Here is an 18,512-nt window from a genome sequence, read left to right on the forward strand (position 1 = left end):
GCCGACACCGGGAGACGACCATCCGCGAACGCCACGAGCCCGCTCCGGGCCCCGCGCTGCGCTACCCCGCGGGCTCACTGGTGCTCATCGCCGGGCTTCCGGGGGCCGGCAAGAGCACGCTGCTCGACCGCCTGTACGGGATGCGCGGCGACGAGACGTCGCCGGTGCCCGACGGCGACGTCCGGGTGATCGACTCGCGCCAGTCGCGGAACTGGTGGGCGCGGTTCCTGCGTCCGCTGCCGGTCCGGCTGCGGACCCCGCTCGTCCACGCGACGCACGTCTGGCGCATCGGCCGCGCGATCCTCGCGGGGCACGGCGTCGTCGCGCACACGCGCGGCACCTGGCCGCACGTCCTGTACTTCTTCGCGTGGCTGGCGCGGCGGCGCGGCAACCGGCTGCACCTCATCCTCATCGACGTCGACCCGGAGACGGCGCGCGCGGGGCAGGTCGCACGGGGGCGGGCGGTCACGTCCGCCGCGTTCGCCCGGCACTGCCGCCGCTGGGGCCCGATCGTCGACCGGGCCCGGGACGGCGACCCGCCCCCGCCCGCGGCGGGCGTCACCGTCCTCGACCGCGACGCCGCCGACAGGCTCCGGGCCATCCACTTCACCGCAGGGTGCTGAACCACCGGACGATCCGCGCGGTGCCCGCGACGTTCGACCCGAGGTGGCGCGACCCCTCGTGGAGGGCGTCGCCCACGTCGATGACCGGGGCGCGGACGCCGCGCTCGGCGAACCAGGCGGCGCACTGGTCGGTGTTCGCGGTCACCGCCTGCTCGTCCTCGCTGATCTTGTAGAGGCGGACGGGGACGCGCGGCGTCCAGGCCGTGCAGACCTCCGCGTCCTCGCGCAGCGCCGCCGCGAACGTGCCGGACGGGTGGCGCAGCGCGTCCATGCCGTCCTCGGTGAGGAGTTCGCCGAGGGTGCGCGGCAGGTTCTCCACCGCGACCGATCCGGGCGTGGTGGAGTCGAAGAGCTTCTCGACGCGGCTCGCGTAGGGCTCGCGGAACACGTCCGAGGGCGTCCGGTACATGCCGCCGTGGACGCGGTTCCACGAGACGAACATGTAGGTCACATAGACGACGGCGTACTCCTCGGGCATGTCGCCGTCCAGGACGGCGCGCCGCTCGGCGCCGCCGAAGTCGTAGGCGCCGCTGACCGGGGCGACCGCGCGGAGCCGGAAGCGCGGGTCGGCGCCGCCCTGGAGCGCGCGGGCCAGCCCGAGGGCGGACGACGCGCCCTGCGAGAAGCCGGTGACCAGGACGTCGCCGTCCAGCGCGCGTCCCTGGCGCGGCGCGTACTGGCGGGCAGCGCGGAGCATGTCGAGCGCGGCGGACGTCTCCGACGGCACGTTCTTCCACGGGTGCGCGCCGGGCCCCTCGCCGAGGCCGAGGTAGTCGGGCGCGACGGCCGCGAACCCGGCGGCGGCGTAGGTGACGGCGGGGCCGGGGCCCCAGACGTCGTCGGACGTCGAGGGGGCGTCGCCCTTGTAGATCTCCGTCCCGTGCGTGTAGGAGACCGTGCGCAGGCGGCGTTCGCCGCTCCGGGGCAGGACGAGCAGGCCGCTGGCGGTGGTGGCGCGGCCGCGGGTGTCGATCGTCCGGTAGACGAGGCGGTAGGTGTCCACGCCGTACCGGACGGACGCGGCGTCGAACTTCTCGGACGCCAGCCATGTGCGGACCTCGTCCGCGGTCATCGTCTTCAGGTGCGTCGCGGAGACGAGGTGTCCGCGCTCGACGTGGTGGCCGACGGCGGCGGGCCGGGTCAGGGCGTTCGCGGGTGCGGCCCCGGCGGCCAGGACCGCGGCGGCGGCCACCAGCCCCGCGGTCAGGCGGGTTGCGGTGCGTGTCATGGGCTCCAGCGTTCCGCCGGACGCGCCGGACGCGCATCGCGCCGGACGGTGATCTCCGCACCGCTACCTGGGGATGGGATGCGCGGCCGGGGCCTAGTTCCTCTGTAGGGTCGTGGCAGGTCGAGCGGAGAGGCGGGGAGCATGGCGCAGCGGGTACGCGGGGTGGTCGCACCGGGCAAGGGGCAGCCGGTGCGGATCGAGACGGTCGTCGTCCCGGACCCGGGGCCGGGCGAGGCGGTCGTCCGGGTCCAGGCGTGCGGGGTCTGCCACACCGACCTCCACTACCGCGAGGGCGGCATCAACGACGAGTTCCCGTTCCTGCTCGGGCACGAGGCCGCCGGGACGGTCGAGTCCGTGGGCGACGGCGTGACCGAGGTGGAGCCCGGCGACTTCGTCGTCCTGAACTGGCGGGCGGTGTGCGGACAATGTCGCGCCTGCCTGCGCGGACGCCCCTGGTACTGCTTCAACACCCACAACGCCACGCAGAAGATGACCCTGGAGGACGGCACCGAACTCTCGCCCGCGCTCGGCATCGGCGCGTTCGCCGACAAGACGCTCGTCGCCGCCGGGCAGTGCACGAAGGTCGACCCGGCGGCGAAGGCGGAGGTCGCGGGGCTGCTCGGCTGCGGCGTGATGGCCGGGCTCGGCGCGGCGCTCAACACCGGCGGGGTCGGCCGGGGCGACTCGGTCGCGGTCATCGGCTGCGGCGGCGTCGGCGCGGCGGCGGTGCTCGGCGCGCGGCTCGCCGGAGCCGCGACGATCATCGCGGTCGACCTGGACGAGCGGAAGCTCACCACCGCGTCCGCGCTCGGCGCGACGCACGTCGTCGACGCCGGGGACCGGGACGTCGTCGCGACCGTCCGGGAGCTGACCGGCGGGTTCGGCGCGGACGTCGTGATCGACGCGGTCGGCCGCCCGGAGACCTACGAGCAGGCGTTCTACGCCCGCGACCTCGCCGGGACGGTCGTGCTCGTCGGCGTCCCCACCCCGGAGATGAGGCTGGAGCTCCCGCTGCTGGACGTGTTCGGCCGCGGCGGGTCGCTGAAGTCGTCCTGGTACGGCGACTGCCTGCCGTCCCGCGACTTCCCCATGCTCATCGACCTCTACCTGCAAGGGCGCCTCGACCTGGACGCCTTCGTGTCCGAGACGATCGGGCTGGACGACGTCGAGGCCGCGTTCGACAAGATGAACCACGGCGACGTCCTCCGCTCGGTGGTGGTGCTCTGATGGCGGCGGCGCGCGTCGACCGGGTCGTCACGTCCGGGACGTTCTCCCTCGACGGCGGGACGTGGGACGTCGACAACAACGTCTGGATCGTCGGCGACGACGCCGAGGCGATCGTCATCGACGCGGCGCACGACGCGGCGGCGATCGCGGCGGCGGTCGGCGACCGGAAGCTGCTCGCGATCGTGTCCACGCACGGGCACGACGACCACATCGACGCGGCGCCCGAACTTCGGGCCCGCACGGGCGCGCCCGTCCTGCTCCACCCGGACGACCTGATGCTGTGGAAGCAGCGCCACCCTGACATCGACCCGGACGGCGCGCTCTCCGACGGCCAGGTGATCCCGGTGGCGGGGACGGAGCTGACCGTCCTGCACACACCGGGTCACTCCCCCGGCGCGGTGTGCCTGCACGCGCCGGGGCTCGGCACGGTGTTCTCCGGCGACACGCTGTTCAACGGCGGGCCCGGCGCGACCGGCCGGTCGTTCTCCGACTTCCCGACGATCATCGCCTCGATCCGGGACCGGCTCCTGACGCTCCCGGCCGCCACCGAGGTCCGGACGGGCCACGGCGACGCGACCACCATCGGCGCCGAGGCCCCGCACCTGGACGAGTGGATCGCCCGCGGCCACTGACCCTGACGGGTTAGTCTCCCTCTGGCGGAACGGCCGTCCCGGCAGAGCCTGACAGAGCCCGGCAGAGCCTTACAGAGGGGGCGCGATGCGGCGCAGGGCACCGCTCGCGCTCTTACTGTGCGCGGCGTGCGCGGTCGCGGCGGGATGCGGACGTGACGCCGAGGGCGCGGGCGTCCCGCCGCCGACCGCATCCGTCGCGTCTCCCGCATCCCCCGCGTCTCCGTCCGCCGCCGCCCCGCCGTCGGAGACCCCGGATTCGCCGTTGCCCGAACAAGTGAAGCCGGTGCCGCTCGGACGTCCCGGCGGCTGGCGGATCACCACGTACTACACGGCGCTGGAAAGCCTCTACCGGGGGAAACGCAAGGCGGTGCGCGGCTGCGCCAAGTTCCACTGCTCGCACGGGAAGACCCCGCTCGGCTCGTACCCGGATGACTTCCTGAAGGTGATCCAGACCGAGGGCAGCGGGCGCATCACCGCGGGCCCGCAGCGCGGCCGGTACCTGAACTGGTCGCACAGCGTCGGCTACTGGCTGGACGACACAACCCGCGACTCGCGGGGGCGTCCGTTGAAGGCATGGTCGTCGGCGGCGGCCGACAAGTCGGTGCTCGCACGGGACCAGGGTTTCGCGATCGTCGAGTGCGGCAAAGAGGGCGGCGGACGCCCCGTCGAGCGCGAGGTGTGCGAGAGGTTCCAGAAAGCCCGCTGGACGGTCACCGACCTGTTCCGTCCCGGCTACGGGGGCCAGAACCACGCGGACGTCTACATCGGTGAGGAGCACGGCTCCCGGTTCGCCGACTCGCCGTTCTACACGACGCTGAACGGCGCCACCCTCGGACCGTCCTAGGCCCCGTCGAACGGGACCGTTCCGCGGTCGCGCGGCGAGGCCAGCCGCGTGGGCTCGGTGCGGCCCCGGAGGGTGACCTCGCCGTCGAAGGTCCAGCGGGCGGCCTCGTCCGGGTCGGCGCGGGCGACGAGCGTCCCGGACGCCAGCACCCGCCCCTCGGTGGTCTTGGCCATGTCGGTGAGCCGGGCGGCCTCGTTCACCGGGTCGCCGATCACGGTGTACTCGAAGCGCTCCTCGGCGCCGATGTGCCCGGCGACGGCCTCGCCCGCCGAGACGCCGACCGCGGCGCGCAGCTCGGGGACGTCCGCGCGCAGCCGCCCGGCCAGCTCCCGGGCCGCGGCGAGCGCGCGGGCGGGCGCGCCGGGCAGGTCGAGGGGCGCGCCGAAGACGGCGAGCGCGGCGTCGCCCTCGAACTTGTTGATCCAGCCGCCGTGCGCGCCGACCACCTCGACGACCACGGTGAAGAAGGCGTTCAGCAGCCGCACGACCTCGGCGGGCGGGCGCTCGGCGGCGAGCCGGGTGGAGCCGATCAGGTCCACGAACAGCACCGCGACCTCGCGCAGCTCGCCGCCGAGGTCGATGCCGCGCTCGACGGCGACGCGGGCGACGTCCTCGCCGACCTGGCGGCCGAACAGGTCCTGGAGCCGCTCGTGCTCGCGCAGCCCGGCGGCCATGTGGTTGAACCCGGCCTGGAGCAGCCCGACCTCGCTGCCGTCGTAGACGGGGACCTCGACGTCCAGGTCGCCGCGCCGCACCCGGGCCAGCCCGACCCGCACCGACTCGACCGGGTCGGCGATCGCGCGGGCCGCGCCGTAGGTGACGCCGAACCCGACGACCAGGGCGATGCCGCCGAGCGCGAGGACGGCGAACGCGAAGTCCCGGACGGTGATCCGCGCGATCAGGAAAGACCCGACCGCGAGGGTGATCAGCCCGAGGATCGGGACGCCCGTGCCAAGAGCCCAGGCCAGCACCGACCGGGCGACGACGCCCGGCAGCCCGATCCGGCGCGGATCCTTGTGGGGGGCCGACCCCCCACGCCCCCCGGAAGGGCGCGGTGGCTCACTGCGCAGCGCCGTGGTGACCGCGCGCCGGAGCAGCCGCTCGGTCAGCAGGTAGACGACGGTGCAGGTGGTGAGGCCGCCGAGCAGGCTCGTCAGGCCGAGCTTGACCGCGAGGAGGCCGGAGAACGGCGCGTTGACGGCGACCCAGCCGACCGTCCCGATGCCCCAGAGCGTCAGGTGGACGGCCATCAGCCGGAACGGCCCGTACAGCAGCAGGGACCGCTCGTGCCGGTCCGGCTCGTCGTGCCGCTCGACCAGCCGCCGGACGCGGCGGAAGAACCGCTCGCCGAGGACGAGCCCGACTGGCAGCGCGGCGGCGACGTAGGCGGTGAAGACGGCCAGGTTGAAGAGCTGGAGCCGGTCGGACACGGGGCCGACCGGGTCGGGCACGACGACGGCGAAGGCCAGCACGACGAGCGCGCCGACGAGGTTGGCGAGGCCGGTTGCGGCGGTGACGAGGATCCGGGCGCGGCGGGCGATCCGGGCGCGCGAGTCGTCCGGGGCGCCGTCGATGAAGCGCCACAGGGGGCCGAGCACGGTCCGCCTCCGCCGCGGGGGCGGGTCGGGGGCGGGTTCCGTCTGGCCGGTCTCCATGAGCGTGCAGATTAGCCGGTCATATCGCCCGTCTCCCCGTCCGGGGGACGTCACCCGGGAGAGGTCTCCCGCACTTCATGACCAGGGGGTCACCACTGTGTCGGCCGAACTCAGGTGCGGATGGGGTCGAGCATCCGGTGCGGCGTCCGGAGGACGCGGCTGACCGGGTCGGTGCGCCGCCGGGCGCCGGGGACCGCGTGGATCTCCAGCTCCTCCGGCGGGGCGGCGCGGCCGCAGGCGGCGCACGTCCCGTCCGGTCCGACGCGGGCGCCGCAGGCGACGTGCACGAACACGCGGCTCGGCTCGGCGGACAGGTGCCGCTCGGCCCACCGGGCCAGCGTGTGGACGACGGGCCACAGCTCCTTGCCCATGTCCGTGAGCACGTAGTCGTGGCCGTCCTTGACGAGGATGCCGGTGTCGACGAGCGCCTGCAGCCGCGCGGACAGCACGGCGCGCGGGATGTCCAGGTGGACGTGGAAGTCGCTGAAGCGGCGCACGCCGTAGAAGGCGTCGCGGACGATCAGCAGCGTCCAGCGCTCCCCCACGGCCTCAAGGGCGCGGGCGAGCGAGCAGTCCTGGGCGGCGTAGTCCTTGCCGAGTGCCATGCGCACCACATTATCCAATCCCAGGTTCAGTGAACGAACCGATCGTGCTACGGTCGGCCCATTCGGTTCGTTCACTGAACTTGGAGTTGCGCATGACGACTTTGGCGCCGCCCCGGGCCGCGCGCCGCGCGCCCGGCACGTCCGCCGCGCTGGCCGTGCCCGCCGCCGCGACGTTGCTCGCCCTCATGAACTACACGGCGCCGATGGCGACGCTGGCCGACACCGCGCGGGGCCTGCACGCGGGCGGGACGGCCCAGATCTGGCTGATGAGCTCGATCAGCCTCGGCCTCGCGGCGGCGCTGCTCGCCGTCGGGAGCCTCGCCGACGACCACGGCCGCAGGCGCGTGTTCGTGCTCGGCGCGGCGGTGCTCGCCGTGTCGAGCGTGGTCTGCGCGCTCGCGACGAACGCCCCGCTCTTCGTGGGCGCGCGGATCGTCCAGGGGGCGGCGAGCGCGGTGCTCATCGCGACCGGGCTCGGGATCATCGCCGCGTCGTTCGAGCCGGGCCCGCGCCGGGCGCACGCCACCGGGGTGTGGGGCGCGATGATCGGGCTCGGGATCGCGCTCGGCCCGATCGCGTCCGCCGGGCTGGCCGAGATCGGCGGCTGGCGGCTCTGGTACTGGGTGTGCGCCGCCGCCTCCGTGCCGGTGGGCCTCGCCGCGCTGCGGCTGCCCGAGTCCCGCGCCGCCCGGCCGCGCGGCCTCGACCTGCCGGGCCTGCTCACCATGGTCCTCGGGATCGGCGCCCTCGTCGCGGCGATCACGATGGGACGGCTCGGCTGGACGCGCCCGTCCGTGCTCGGGCTGTTCGCGGCGGCGGCCGTGCTGCTCGCCGCGTTCACCGCGGTGGAGGCGCGGCGCCGCGAGCCGATGCTCGACCTCGGGCTGTTCCGCCGCCCGGCGTTCCAGCTGTCGATCGTCGGGGCGCTCATCACCGGGCTCGCCGTCATCGGGATCATGAGCTACCTGGCGACCCTGATGACGCTCGTCCTCGGGCTGTCCGCGCTGGCGTCGGCGCTGGTCCTCGCGATCTGGTCGGGGATCTCGTTCGCCGCCGCGCTGCAGGCCCGCAGGCTCCCGTCCCGGCTGCCCGCCGGGCGGCTGCTCGGCGCGGGCCTCGCGCTCAGCGCCGCCGGGGAGCTCGCCATGCTCGGGATGGGCCCGGACGGGCACTGGTGGCGGCTCGCCCCCGGGCTGGTCGTGTCCGGGATCGGCAGCGGGCTCGCCAACGCGATGCTCGCCCGGCTCGCCGTCGAGAGCGTCCCCGCCGACCGCGCGAGCATGGGCTCGGGCGCCAACAACACCGCCCGGTACGTCGGCGCGTCGGTGGGCGTCGCGGTCGTCGGCGCCATGACCACCGGGCAGGGCGGCGGCGCGTCCGGCCTGGCCCACGGCACGAACGTCGCGATGCTCGTCTCCGCCGCCGTCGCCCTCGGCGGCGCGGCGCTCATGATGGTGATTCGCGAACGGGACAGGTGACCGGAGCGACGCGCCGGCGGCGCGAGGACCACCTGTCCCGACTTCGGGGGTCTGGGGGTCGCCCCCCACAGGTCTAGGCGAGTTCTTCGATGAAGGCGGTGAGCTGCGTCAGGTTGCGGCACTCGTACATCGGGACGATCTCCCCGTACGGGGACGCGGCCGAGTCGCCGGTGTCCCACTGGACGCGCGGCTCGGGGTTGAGCCAGTACGCGTGCCGGGCGCGCCCAGCCATGGCGCGCAGGACGGGCAGCGACAGCTCGCCGTAGTTGGAGCGGGCGTCGCCGAGGACGAGCAGGGAGGTCTTCGGGGTGATCGCGTCCCGGTACCGCTCGTCGAACACCTTGAAGGCGTGGCCGTAGTCGGAGCGGCCGGTGATCCAGACGAGGTCGGCCTCGGCGGCCATCCGCGCCATCGCGTCCGCGACGTCCGCGCCCGGCGCGAAGTACTTGGTGATCTCGTCGGCGGCGTCGATGAACGCGAACGCGCGGACCTTGCTGAACTGCTCCCGCAGCGCGAACGTCAGCAGCAGCGTGAAGTGCGCGAACGCCGACACGGAGTCGCTCGCGTCGCACAGGATCACGAGCTCCGGCTTGTGCGGGCGGGGCGGGCGGTGCCGGGTGGTCAGCGGCACCCCGCCGGTGGCGAGGGACGCGCGGACCGTCCGGCGGAAGTCGAGCCGCCCGCGCCTGCCCTGCCGCTGCTTCCGCACCAGCCGGGACGCGAGCCTGCGGGCCAGCGGGTGCACCTCGCGGCGCAGCGCGGCCAGCTCGGCGCGTCCGGCGGCGGCGAAGTCGAGCCGCTCCAGCGGCGGGCGGACGGCGAGCCTGGCCGTCCGCTCGACGCCGGTGTCCTCGGCGATGCGGCGGCGGACCTCGCCCGCGACGAGATCCTCGAACCGGGTCATGCGGTCGCGGAACGTCCGGCGGGCGACGCGCTCGGCCATGCCGCCCCGCTCGCGCCCCTCCAGGACGGCGGCGAGGAGCCGCGCCATGAGCGTCTCCGGCGACATGGCGCGCAGCACCCCGGCGGAGAACCACGACTCCTGCCCCGGAGTCCGCCCGTACTCGGCGACGGCGAGCCGCGCGAAGCGCCGCAGACCCGCGTCGTCGCCGGACAGGAGGAGGTCGGCCAGCTCGTCGCGCCGCGCCTGCACCCGCGGGTCCAGCGCGGACGGGACGGGACGCCCGTCGTCCCGCAGCGTGCGCGCCGGGCGCTCCGGGTCGGGCGCGGCGCCGGCCCCGTCGCCGACCGCCGCCGGGAACCACAGGTCGAAGAGCGTGTCGAACGTCAGGCGGTGCTGCGGCCGCTTCACCACGGTCGCGGCGTAGGCGGCGCGCAGCGACTCGCGGTCGAGCAGGTCGACCAGCCGCATGGCGCGGACGGCGTCCAGCCCCTCGGCGACCGACACCGGCAGCCCCGCGCGGCGCAGCTCCGCGACGAACCCGGTGTGCCGGTCGACGAGGGAGCCGGTCACAGCCCCAGTTCCTTGATCGCCCGCTCGTGGTCGGAGACGTGCTTCAGCACGACCCCGAGCGTCCCGGCGACGGCGGCCTCGTCCAGCGCGTCCAGGCCGAGGGCGAGCAGCGTCCGCGCCCAGTCGACGGTCTCCGCGATCGACGGCGCCTTCTTGATCTCCAGGTCGCGCAGCGTGCCCACGGTCCGGACGATCTGCTCGACCAACTCGGCCTCGATCCCCGGCACCTGCGCGAGGACGATGTCGCGCTCCCGCTCCGCCGCCGGGTAGTCGAGGTGCAGGTAGAGGCAGCGGCGCTTGAGCGCCTCCGACAGCTCCCGCGCCGCGTTGGACGTGATGACCACGAACGGGCGGCGGACGGCGGCGACCGTCCCCAGCTCCGGGATCGTGACCTGGAAGTCCGACAGGACCTCCAGGAGCATGCCCTCCACCTCGACGTCGGCCTTGTCCGCCTCGTCGATCAGCAGGACGGTCGGCTCCGCCCGCCGGATCGCCGCGAGCAGCGGCCGCTCCAGCAGGAACTCCTCGGAGAAGATGTCGTCGTGGGTCTCCTGCCAGGCCCGGTCCGCCGGGGCGGCCTGGATGGCGAGGAGCTGCTTCTTGTAGTTGAACTCGTAGAGCGCGCGGGCCTCGTCCAGGCCCTCGTAGCACTGGAGCCGGATCAGCTCGGCGCCGGTCGCCGCCGCGACCGCCTTCGCCAGCTCCGTCTTGCCGACCCCGGCCGGGCCCTCGACGAGCAGCGGCTTGCCGAGCGCCTGCGCGAGGAACACGGTCGTGGCGATCGCCTCGTCGGCGAGGTAGCGGACCTCGGCCAGCCTGCGTCCCGCATCGGCGGGCGAGGCGAACGTTCCGTCGATCGGACGGCTCACACGGACCTCCGTGACGATCTCGGGCGGACCGGCAGTTTATGCGAGGGCCGCGTGCTACCTCCGGGGTAGCCCGCGGTTCGCCCCGCCGGGTGACGCGCGCGGGGCGCGCCGTTTCCTATAACCGGATCATGACGATCCCACGACTGCCGCGCGAGGACCTCGCCGCGGCGATGGCGGCCCGGCGCGAGCTCGGCCCGGACTATGACGACGCCTTCGTCGAGACCGTCGTCGACCGCATCGAGGAGGTCTTCGACTCGCGCGCAGCGCCCAGGCCGCGTCCGAAGCGGGCGCCGGAGCCGCGCCGCGGCGAGCGCGACCACACGCTGCTCATGGCCGTCCTGTCGCTGCTCGCCGCGATCCCGCTGAGCGCCATCGCGGTCGTCAACGGCGGTCTCGCCGGCCTCTTCATCACGCTCACCGCGATCGTCGTCATCTACGTCTGCTACACCTTCCGGCCGCGTTGACCGTCACTTCCCGGGCTCCGGGTCCCGGGGAAGACCCAGGATGCGCTCGCCGATGATGTTGAGCTGGACCTCGGTGGTGCCTCCGTAGATCGTCATGGCGCGGCTGAACAGCATCGCGCGGGCCATGATGCCGCTCTCCGCGAGCGGGACCTCGGTGGCGGCGGCCGCGCCCTGCGCCGCCCAGCAGTGGTCCGCGACGTCCTGGTTGAACTGGACGCCGAGGAGCTTGCGGACGCTCGCCTCCGCCCCCGGCTCCACGCCGTTCAGCTGCTTGAGCGTCGTGCGCAGGCCGAGCAGGTCGATCGACTGGCCCTGCGCGACGAGCCGTCCGACCTCGGCGGCGCCGACCTCGTCGACGTCCCGTCCGGCGTAGAACTTCAGCAGCTCCGGGACGCCCATGCCGAGCCCGCCGCCGGTGGCCAGCGACACCCGCTCGTTGGACAGCGTGTTCCGCGCGACCTGCCAGCCCCGGTTCACCTCGCCGACCACGTGCTCGTCGGGGACGAACACGCCGTCCAGGAACACCTCGTTGAACAGCGCGTCGCCGGTCAGCTCGCGCAGCGGACGGACGTCCACGCCTTCGGCCTTCATGTCCACGATGAAGTAGGTGATGCCGTCGTGCTTGCGCGCGGCGGGATCGGTGCGGGCGACGCAGAAGCCCCATTCGGCGTGCTGGGCGAGCGACGTCCAGATCTTCTGGCCGGTGAGCCGCCAGCCGCCCTCGACGCGCTCGGCTCTCATCGACAGCGACGCCAGGTCGGACCCGGCGCCCGGCTCGGAGAACAGCTGGCACCACACGATCTGGCCGCGCAGCGTCGGGCGCAGGAAGCGCTCCTTCTGCTCGTCCGTCCCGTACCGGATGACGGACGGCGTCAGCCACGCGCCGATGCCGAGGTTCGGGCCCTTGACCTTGGCGGCCCTCAGCTCCTGCTGGATGAGGATCTGCTCGACCGGCCCCGCCTCGCGGCCCCACGGCCTCGGGAGGTGCGGGGCGGTCCAGCCCTCGTCACCCATCCGGGCGTGCAGCGCGGACTTCTCCTCGATCGCGGCCAGTTCGGCGACCTCGGCGCGGACCCGCTCGCGGAGGGGGCGCGCGTCGTCGTCCAGTTCGAGGACGACCTCGCGGCGGCCGCCCGCCAGCGCGAGCCGGGCGACCTCGCCCGCCCAGCGCGCGGCGGGCCCGAGCAGCGCCCGCAGCGTCGAGGCGCGGCGCAGGTAGACGTGCGCGTCGTGCTCCCAGGTGAAGCCGATCCCGCCGAGGATCTGGATGGCGTCGCGGGCCGTCCGGACGCCCGCGTCGACCGCCACGACGGCGCAGACGGCGGCGGCGAAGCCCGCGTCGGCGGCGTCCTCGTCGAGCGCGCGGGCGGCGTCCCAGGCGGCGGCGCGGCCCTGCTCCAGCGCGATCAGGGCGCGGGCCGCCTTGTGCTTGACGCCCTGGAACTGCCCGATCGGGCGTCCGAACTGCTCGCGGACCTTCGCGTACTCGGCGGCGGTCGACACGAGCCATCCGGCGAGGCCCGCCGCCTCGGCGCCGAACAGGGCGGCGGCGAGGTCGCGGACGCGGGCGGTGGTGACGCCGTCCAGGACGCGGTCGGCGGGCACCGCGACGCCGGACGCCTCGACGGCCGCGACCCGGCGGACGCGGTCCAGGCTCGCGACCGGGGTGACGGTCACGTCAGCGGCGTCGACCACGACCCACCGGACGCCGTCGTCGAGCGCGACGGGCAGGACGAGCACGTCGGCGAGTCCCGCGCCGAGCACGGTGCCGGACGTCCCGGACACGACGAGGGAGTCGCCGTCGGCGCGGCCGGTCAGCCCGCCGTCCAGCGCGACCGCGCCGGTCCGCGAGCCGTCCGCGAGGCCGGGCAGCAGCCCCGCCCGCGCCGCGGCGTTGCCGGACGCGTCGATCACCGTGCTCGCGAGGACGGTCGGCAGGAACGGGCCGGGCGCGGCGGCCCGGCCCAGCTCCTCCAGCACGACGGCCAGTTCCAGGAGGCCGTACCCCTGGCCGCCGTGCTCCTCGGGCAGGTGCAGGCCGAGCAGGCCCTGTTCGGCCAGCGCGGGCCAGAACCCGGGCCTCGCCTCGTCGTCGGCGTCCAGCGCGGCCCGGACGGCCGTCGCCGGAATGTTGCGCTCGGCGAACCCGCGCGCCGAATCGGCGAGCGCCTCATGCTCCTCGGTCAGCCCGATGGCCATGCGTCGAACCTCTCTCCGAACCCTGTTTGACCGAGATTCTAGAACAGGGTTCGGTCGAGTGGCACGGTACCCGAGCGCTTATTCGGCGCGTGTCTTCGTCGTCTCGTCCGCCCGCTCGAGCGCGGCCCCGCCGGACGGCCGGCGCCCGGCGGCGAGGCTCGCGACCGTGGTGGCGGCGAGCGTCCCGGCGATCACCGCGAGGGACAGCCAGATCGGGATGTCCGGCGCCCAGCCCACGCCGTACTCGTGCAGCGCGTGCAGGATCAGCTTGACGCCGATGAAGCCGAGGATGAACGCGAGCCCGTGCGCCAGGTAGACGAGCCGGTCGGTGAGCCCGCCGAGCAGGAAGAACAGCTGGACGAGCCCCATCAGCGCGAACGCGTTGGCGGTGAAGACCAGGTACGGCTCGGTCGTCAGCCCGAAGATCGCCGGGATGGAGTCGAGCGCGAACAGCACGTCGGTGGAGCCGATCGCGATCATCACGATGGCGAGCGGGGTGAGCATGCGGCGACCGCCGCTGCGGGCGAGGAACCGGCTGCCGTGGTACTCGTCGGACGTCGGGACGACCCGCTTCGCCCAGCGCAGCAGCGCGTTCTCCTTGAACTCGTCCTCGTCCCCGCCGCGGACGAGGCCGATCGCCGTCCAGACGAGGAACGCGCCGAAGATGAAGAACACCCACGTGAAGGTGGAGATCGCCGCCGCGCCGACCGCGATGAACGCGCCGCGCAGCAGCAGCGCGATCACGATGCCCGCCATCAGCACCGTGTGCTGGGCCTGCTTCGGGACGGCGAACCGCGCCAGGATCACCATGAACACGAAGAGGTTGTCGACGCTGAGGCTCTTCTCGGTGACGAAGCCGCCGAAGTACTCGGCGGCGTACCGGCCTCCGGAGAAGGCCCAGACGCCGATGCCGAACAGGACGGCGAGCCCGATGTAGATCGCGGACCAGAACGCGGCCCTGCGGGTCGTGAACTCGCGCGTGTCGTTGCGGTGGATGACGAACAGGTCGGCGGCGATGACGGCGAGGATCCCCGCGATGGTCAGCACCCACACCAATGGGGAAACGGACAAGATGAACACCTCCAGCGGACGTGAACGAGCGCTGGAGGTCTCTCCCGCCTACGCGAGCGCAGGCCGCGGAACCCGGGCCGGCATGGGCCGACCGTACTGACGGGAACCGTGTAGGGGGATACTCCCCTCCATTCCTCAACCAACGCCGGCACCCGGCCGGAAGTTCCCGACCTCGCTCTATGCGTGTCCGCCGCGCGCCAGCCGCACATAGATCCCGGCGAGCTGGTCGACGGCGTCGGACTCGTCCGGCAGCTCCGCCGACCGGTGCGCGGCGGCCGAGCCGAGCCGGGCGGCGAGCGCCGGATCGTCGAGGACGCGGCTCACCGCCCGTTCCAGCGCGTCCGCGTCGCCCGCCGGGACGAGCAGCGCCGCCTCGCTCTCCGGGCCGTGCAGCAGCGGGCCGCCCGCGCCGCCGCCCGCCGGGCGGTCCGCCGCGCCGACCATGCCGGGGATGCCGCCGACCCGGGTCGCGACGAGCGGCCGGCCGGCCCGCAGGATCTCCTGGACGACCAGCGGCTGCCCCTCCCACACGCTCGGCACGACCGCGACGTCGCAGGCGGCGAGCAGGGCCGCGACGTCCGAGCGGCGGCCGAGCAGCCGGACGGGCAGGTCCTCGGCGGCGATCCGGGCCCGCAGCTCGTCCTCCAGGGGGCCGTCGCCCGCGATCGCGACGAGCGGCGGCGGGGTGCGCCCGGCCCAGCCGCGGGCCGCGTCCAGCAGCGTCGGCAGGCCCTTCTGGTCGGCGAGCCGCCCCACGGTGACGATCAGCGGGCGCTCCCCCACGTCGAGTTCGGCGCGCAGGTCGGCGCGGGCGGCCGGGCCCGGCGGGGCCTGCGGCGCGGGCGCCGGGACGATCGCGTGCCCCACCGACCGGGCGCCGAGCGTCCGCATCCGCTGCTCCAGGTCGGGCGACACCCCGAGGACGGTCGCCGCGCCGCGCGCCACGACCCGCTCCAGCGCCCCGTACACGGCGGCGGTCCGGCCGCCCGCGATCACCGCGTTGTGCAGTGTCACGACCAGCGGCGGGCCGCCCTTCGCGAACCGCAGCGGGCCCGGCGCGACGCGGGCGCACGCCGTCGCCGCGAGCGCGCCCGCCCGCAGGCCGTGCGCGTGGACGACCTCCGCGTCGCGCAGCAGCGTCCGCAGCCGCGCGACGGCCCGCGCGTCGCTCAGCGGGCGCGGCCGGTCCGCGAGGTCGACCTCGGTGAAGCGGGCGCCGGACGCGGCGAACCCGAACAGCTCCTCGGTCGACGCGGGCCCGCACACGAGGACGCGGGCGCCGCGTTCGGCGAGGCCCTCGGCGACGGACCGGACGTGCCGTCCGACGCCGCCCGCGCTGGTGCCGAGGACGAGCGCGACGCGCAGTCCTTGAAGATCCTTGGCGGCGGGGCTGTCAGGCATGGCGGGCGACCTTCCGGCTGAGGACGGCCCGCAGGTCCCGGCCGTCGATCACGAACGCGACGATGACGAACACGGCGGCGGCGGCCAGCGCGCCGAGCGCGCCCGTCCCGACGTTGCGGAGCTCGGCGGCCGGGCCGGTGCCGCCCGTCCCGAGGAGCGCGGCGACGGCGTACCCGGCGGCGCCGCCCGCCGCGCCGCCCGCGAGGCCCGCCGCCAGCACGCGCGGGATCCCCGCGACGGCCGCGGCGCCCCGCGCGCGGGCGAGCGTGCCGAGCAGCAGCGCGCCCGCGACGGTCATCCCGGCGGCGTTCCCCGCGCCGAGGGCCGCGACGACCCACTGCCGGTCGGCGGCGAGGACCAGCGCCACGTCGGCGACCATCACGACGACCCAGCCGGTGACGACGGCGGCGGCGCCCATCCGCCCCTTGCGGCAGGCGAACAGGACGCGGCCGAGGTGCGCGACGAGCCCGTAGCCGAGCAGGCCGGGCGCGAAGGCGAGCACCGCGCGGGTCAGGACGTCCTGCTGGTCGGGGTGCCCGGGGTTGAACACCGCGCCGATCGGCACCGCGACGGCCGCGAGCGCCGCCGCGCCCGCGCAGGACACGAGGATCACCGCGCGCGTGGTGGACGCGGTGACCTGGTCGAACCTGTCCCGCTCCCCCGCGCTCATCCGCGCCGACAGCATCGGGAACGCGCTGGTCGCGATCGGCACCGCGAGGATCGCCCACGGCAGCAGGTAGATCGCCCACGCGTACTGGTAGTTGGCGAGCGCGCCGCCCGTCCCCTCGTAGCTGAGCCGGACGACGACCAGCGCCGACAGCTGCTGCGCGGCGACGGTGGCGAGCCCGGCGAGGGCGAGGCGGCGGACGCGGCGCGCCACGCCGGGCGGGAAGCGCAGCGCCGGACGCAGTCCGAGCCGCAGCCGCCACGCCGCGAACCCGGCGGTCGCGGCCATCGCGACGCCGCCGAGGGCCGTCCCGACCGACAGGGTCAGCTCGGCGTTCAGCGGCAGGCCCGCCAGGTCGTTCTCGTGGCCCGCGCCGAGCGGCGCGTACACGACGTAGGCGGCGATCACCACCAGGCTCGACATCAGCGGCGCCAGCGCGGGCGCGACGAACCGGCGGTGCGACTGGAGCAGCCCGTACAGGACGACCGCCATCCCGTACATCACCATCTGCACCGACTGGACGGCGAGCATGAACGACCCGACGTCCACGATGTCGCCGCGCGAGCAGCCCTTGAGGTCGGCGCCGACCAGCACCTCCATGATCGGACGCGCCCCGAACGCCATCAGCGCCGACAGCGGGACCATCAGCACGACGATCCAGGTGAGCAGCGCCGACCCGATCCGGCGGACCTCCTCGCGGTCGCCGCGCTCGGCGGGCCCGGCGAGCACCGGCACGACCATGCTGGCGAGCGCGCCGCCCGCGACGATCTCGTAGACGATGCTCGGGAACTGCGTCGAGGTGAAGTACGCCTGGCTCAGGCACGACGTGGTGACCGTCTGGGAGAACGCGTAGGTGCGTCCGAACCCGGCGAGCCGCGCGAGGACCGTGATGACGGCGATGACGACGGCGGCGCCCGCGAGCCCGCCGGTGAGCCGGCGCAGCGCGGACGGCCGCCGGTCCGGCGGCGACCCCTGCTCGGGTGGCACGGTTGACGAAGGCACGCTCGTGGAGGCTGCGGGGGGACGGTTCAGCCGCGGTCAGGCCGGACCGGCGGCGACGCCGTTGCCCGCCGGGCCCGCGTCCGCGGGGCCCGGAGCGGCGTCCGGCGCTCCGGCCTGCGGCGGGACGCCGGGCCTGAACGCGTCGTCGGAACCGGGCTTGTCGTCGGCGGGGGCGGGCTGGGCGACGGGCGCGGCGGCCGGGCGGCGGCCCAGCATGTCGACGCGGTTCAGCACCGGGTTGCCCGCGATGACCTTGGTGAAGCTGACGAACTCGCTGGCCCCGTTCAGCGCGACGAGCCCGGCGAGGACGGCGAGCCGCGGCCCCCGGCCGAGCCGGGTCGCGGCGAGCCCGAGCAGCGCGCCGAGCGCGTTGGAGCCGGTGTCGCCGAGCATCGCGCGCTCGCCGAGGTCCTCCGGGAGGAGCGCGGCGGCGGCGCCGAGCGGCGCGGCCACGACCGCGGCGCCGGACCGGGTCAGCGCCAGCGGCGTCCCGGTGATCAGGCCGACCTTGATCGCGCGGCCGGGGCGCAGGTCGAACAGGTTCATGAGGTTGGCGCTCCCGGCGACGATCGCGCCGTTGAGCAGGACGTCGAACCCGCGCCCGGCGCGGGACGGCGCGGGCGACCCGGCGACCGCCGCGGCGGCGAGCCCGGTCGCGCCGATCCCGAGGATCTTCACCGCGCCGCTCGTGACCTCGCCGCGGGCGAGCGCGGTCAGATGGCCCTTGAAGCCGCGCGACGACGCCGATCCGGCGAGGTCGTCGTAGCCGCCGAGCAGCCCCGACCCGGCCCCGGCGAGCAGCGCGGCGGCGCGGACCCGGCCGGACGCGCCGGGGGCGAGCAGCCCGGCCGCGGCGGCGCCCGCGACGAACGCGGGGCCCTCCAGCAGCGTCACCGGCTCGCCGCGGTGGTTGGTGCGTCCCCACACGTCCTCGCCGGGCAGCCCGTTCAGCCCGGGGGGACGCCGCGTCAGCGCGGTGTAGGCGGCGCGGGCGGCGACGGCGCCGAGGCCCGCGCCCGCCAGCAGCCGCAGGGCGCCCGTCCGACCAGGGCCGTTGCGTCGCTTCATCGAGG

The 18,512-nt window shown here is 75.0% G+C and carries 16 protein-coding genes; 6 read left to right on the top strand and 10 right to left on the bottom strand.

The annotated features are described in order from the left end of the window. The first annotated feature begins 80 nt into the window (after window positions 1-80). Window positions 81-623, top strand: coding sequence for an ATP-binding protein (locus FXF65_RS10055; protein WP_246198457.1), 543 nt, complete (start codon window positions 81-83; stop codon window positions 621-623). Here the strand turns inward: FXF65_RS10055 and FXF65_RS10060 are convergent. Further along, window positions 607-1,851 (bottom strand): hypothetical protein, encoded by a 1,245-nt coding sequence (locus FXF65_RS10060; RefSeq protein ID WP_222868459.1) that lies wholly within the window; start codon window positions 1,849-1,851, stop codon window positions 607-609. The genes FXF65_RS10055 and FXF65_RS10060 overlap by 17 nt on opposite strands. 141 nt (window positions 1,852-1,992) lie before the next feature. Here FXF65_RS10060 and FXF65_RS10065 point away from each other — a divergent pair, with 141 nt between their 5' ends. From FXF65_RS10065 to FXF65_RS10075, 3 genes are all read left to right on the top strand, one after another. After that, window positions 1,993-3,078 carry an S-(hydroxymethyl)mycothiol dehydrogenase gene (locus tag FXF65_RS10065; protein ID WP_148349415.1) on the top strand — a complete coding sequence of 362 codons (1,086 nt, stop codon included), beginning with the start codon at window positions 1,993-1,995 and terminating at the stop codon, window positions 3,076-3,078. Further along, the gene (locus tag FXF65_RS10070) at window positions 3,078-3,710 is read left to right on the top strand and encodes an MBL fold metallo-hydrolase (RefSeq protein WP_148349416.1); all 633 of its coding nucleotides are present in this window, start codon (window positions 3,078-3,080) and stop codon (window positions 3,708-3,710) included. Before FXF65_RS10065 ends, FXF65_RS10070 begins: the two co-directional genes overlap by 1 nt. Window positions 3,711-3,972: 262 nt before the next feature. Then, window positions 3,973-4,554, top strand: a complete 582-nt coding sequence (locus FXF65_RS10075) for a hypothetical protein (RefSeq protein WP_246198458.1) — start codon at window positions 3,973-3,975, stop codon at window positions 4,552-4,554. Here FXF65_RS10075 and FXF65_RS10080 read toward each other — a convergent pair. Both FXF65_RS10080 and FXF65_RS10085 read right to left on the bottom strand, forming a co-directional pair. Then, window positions 4,551-6,209, bottom strand: coding sequence for an adenylate/guanylate cyclase domain-containing protein (locus FXF65_RS10080; RefSeq protein WP_148349417.1), 1,659 nt, complete (start codon window positions 6,207-6,209; stop codon window positions 4,551-4,553). The two genes, FXF65_RS10075 and FXF65_RS10080, sit on opposite strands and share 4 nt — an antisense overlap. 110 nt (window positions 6,210-6,319) lie before the next feature. After that, the gene (locus tag FXF65_RS10085; protein WP_148349418.1) at window positions 6,320-6,814 is read right to left on the bottom strand and encodes a winged helix-turn-helix transcriptional regulator; all 495 of its coding nucleotides are present in this window, start codon (window positions 6,812-6,814) and stop codon (window positions 6,320-6,322) included. A 92-nt stretch (window positions 6,815-6,906) separates the two neighbouring features. On the opposite strand from FXF65_RS10085, the gene FXF65_RS10090 reads away from it, so the two are divergent. Then, window positions 6,907-8,292, top strand: a complete 1,386-nt coding sequence (locus tag FXF65_RS10090; RefSeq protein WP_148349419.1) for an MFS transporter — start codon at window positions 6,907-6,909, stop codon at window positions 8,290-8,292. Window positions 8,293-8,365: 73 nt separating this feature from the next. On the opposite strand, the gene FXF65_RS10095 is transcribed toward FXF65_RS10090, so the two are convergent. Beyond that, entirely contained in the window at window positions 8,366-9,766 is a 1,401-nt protein-coding gene (locus tag FXF65_RS10095; protein ID WP_148349420.1) for a vWA domain-containing protein, read from the bottom strand. After that, window positions 9,763-10,635, bottom strand: a complete 873-nt coding sequence (locus tag FXF65_RS10100) for an AAA family ATPase (protein ID WP_246198459.1) — start codon at window positions 10,633-10,635, stop codon at window positions 9,763-9,765. The genes FXF65_RS10095 and FXF65_RS10100 overlap by 4 nt, the downstream gene beginning before the upstream one ends. 128 nt (window positions 10,636-10,763) lie before the next feature. Between FXF65_RS10100 and FXF65_RS10105 the strand changes: the two genes are divergently transcribed. Continuing rightward, the gene (locus tag FXF65_RS10105; RefSeq protein WP_148349421.1) at window positions 10,764-11,099 is read left to right on the top strand and encodes a hypothetical protein; all 336 of its coding nucleotides are present in this window, start codon (window positions 10,764-10,766) and stop codon (window positions 11,097-11,099) included. Window positions 11,100-11,102: 3 nt separating this feature from the next. Here the strand turns inward: FXF65_RS10105 and FXF65_RS10110 are convergent, their stop codons facing one another. The 5 genes from FXF65_RS10110 to FXF65_RS10130 form a co-directional block, all read right to left on the bottom strand. Beyond that, window positions 11,103-13,298, bottom strand: a complete 2,196-nt coding sequence (locus tag FXF65_RS10110; RefSeq protein WP_148349422.1) for an acyl-CoA dehydrogenase family protein — start codon at window positions 13,296-13,298, stop codon at window positions 11,103-11,105. A gap of 78 nt (window positions 13,299-13,376) precedes the next feature. Next, window positions 13,377-14,369, bottom strand: coding sequence for a TerC family protein (locus FXF65_RS10115; protein WP_148349423.1), 993 nt, complete (start codon window positions 14,367-14,369; stop codon window positions 13,377-13,379). A gap of 177 nt (window positions 14,370-14,546) precedes the next feature. Further along, the gene (locus FXF65_RS10120; protein ID WP_187412191.1) at window positions 14,547-15,770 is read right to left on the bottom strand and encodes a glycosyltransferase family 4 protein; all 1,224 of its coding nucleotides are present in this window, start codon (window positions 15,768-15,770) and stop codon (window positions 14,547-14,549) included. Next, window positions 15,763-17,439, bottom strand: coding sequence for a murein biosynthesis integral membrane protein MurJ (gene murJ / locus FXF65_RS10125; protein WP_246198460.1), 1,677 nt, complete (start codon window positions 17,437-17,439; stop codon window positions 15,763-15,765). The genes FXF65_RS10120 and murJ overlap by 8 nt, the downstream gene beginning before the upstream one ends. Window positions 17,440-17,475: 36 nt before the next feature. Next, a complete protein-coding gene (locus FXF65_RS10130) occupies window positions 17,476-18,507 on the bottom strand; it encodes a hypothetical protein (protein WP_148349424.1) in 1,032 nt (343 codons plus the stop codon). Between the last annotated feature and the right edge of the window lie 5 nt (window positions 18,508-18,512).

This window comes from Actinomadura syzygii (assembly GCF_008085905.1).
Classification (GTDB): domain Bacteria; phylum Actinomycetota; class Actinomycetes; order Streptosporangiales; family Streptosporangiaceae; genus Spirillospora; species Spirillospora syzygii.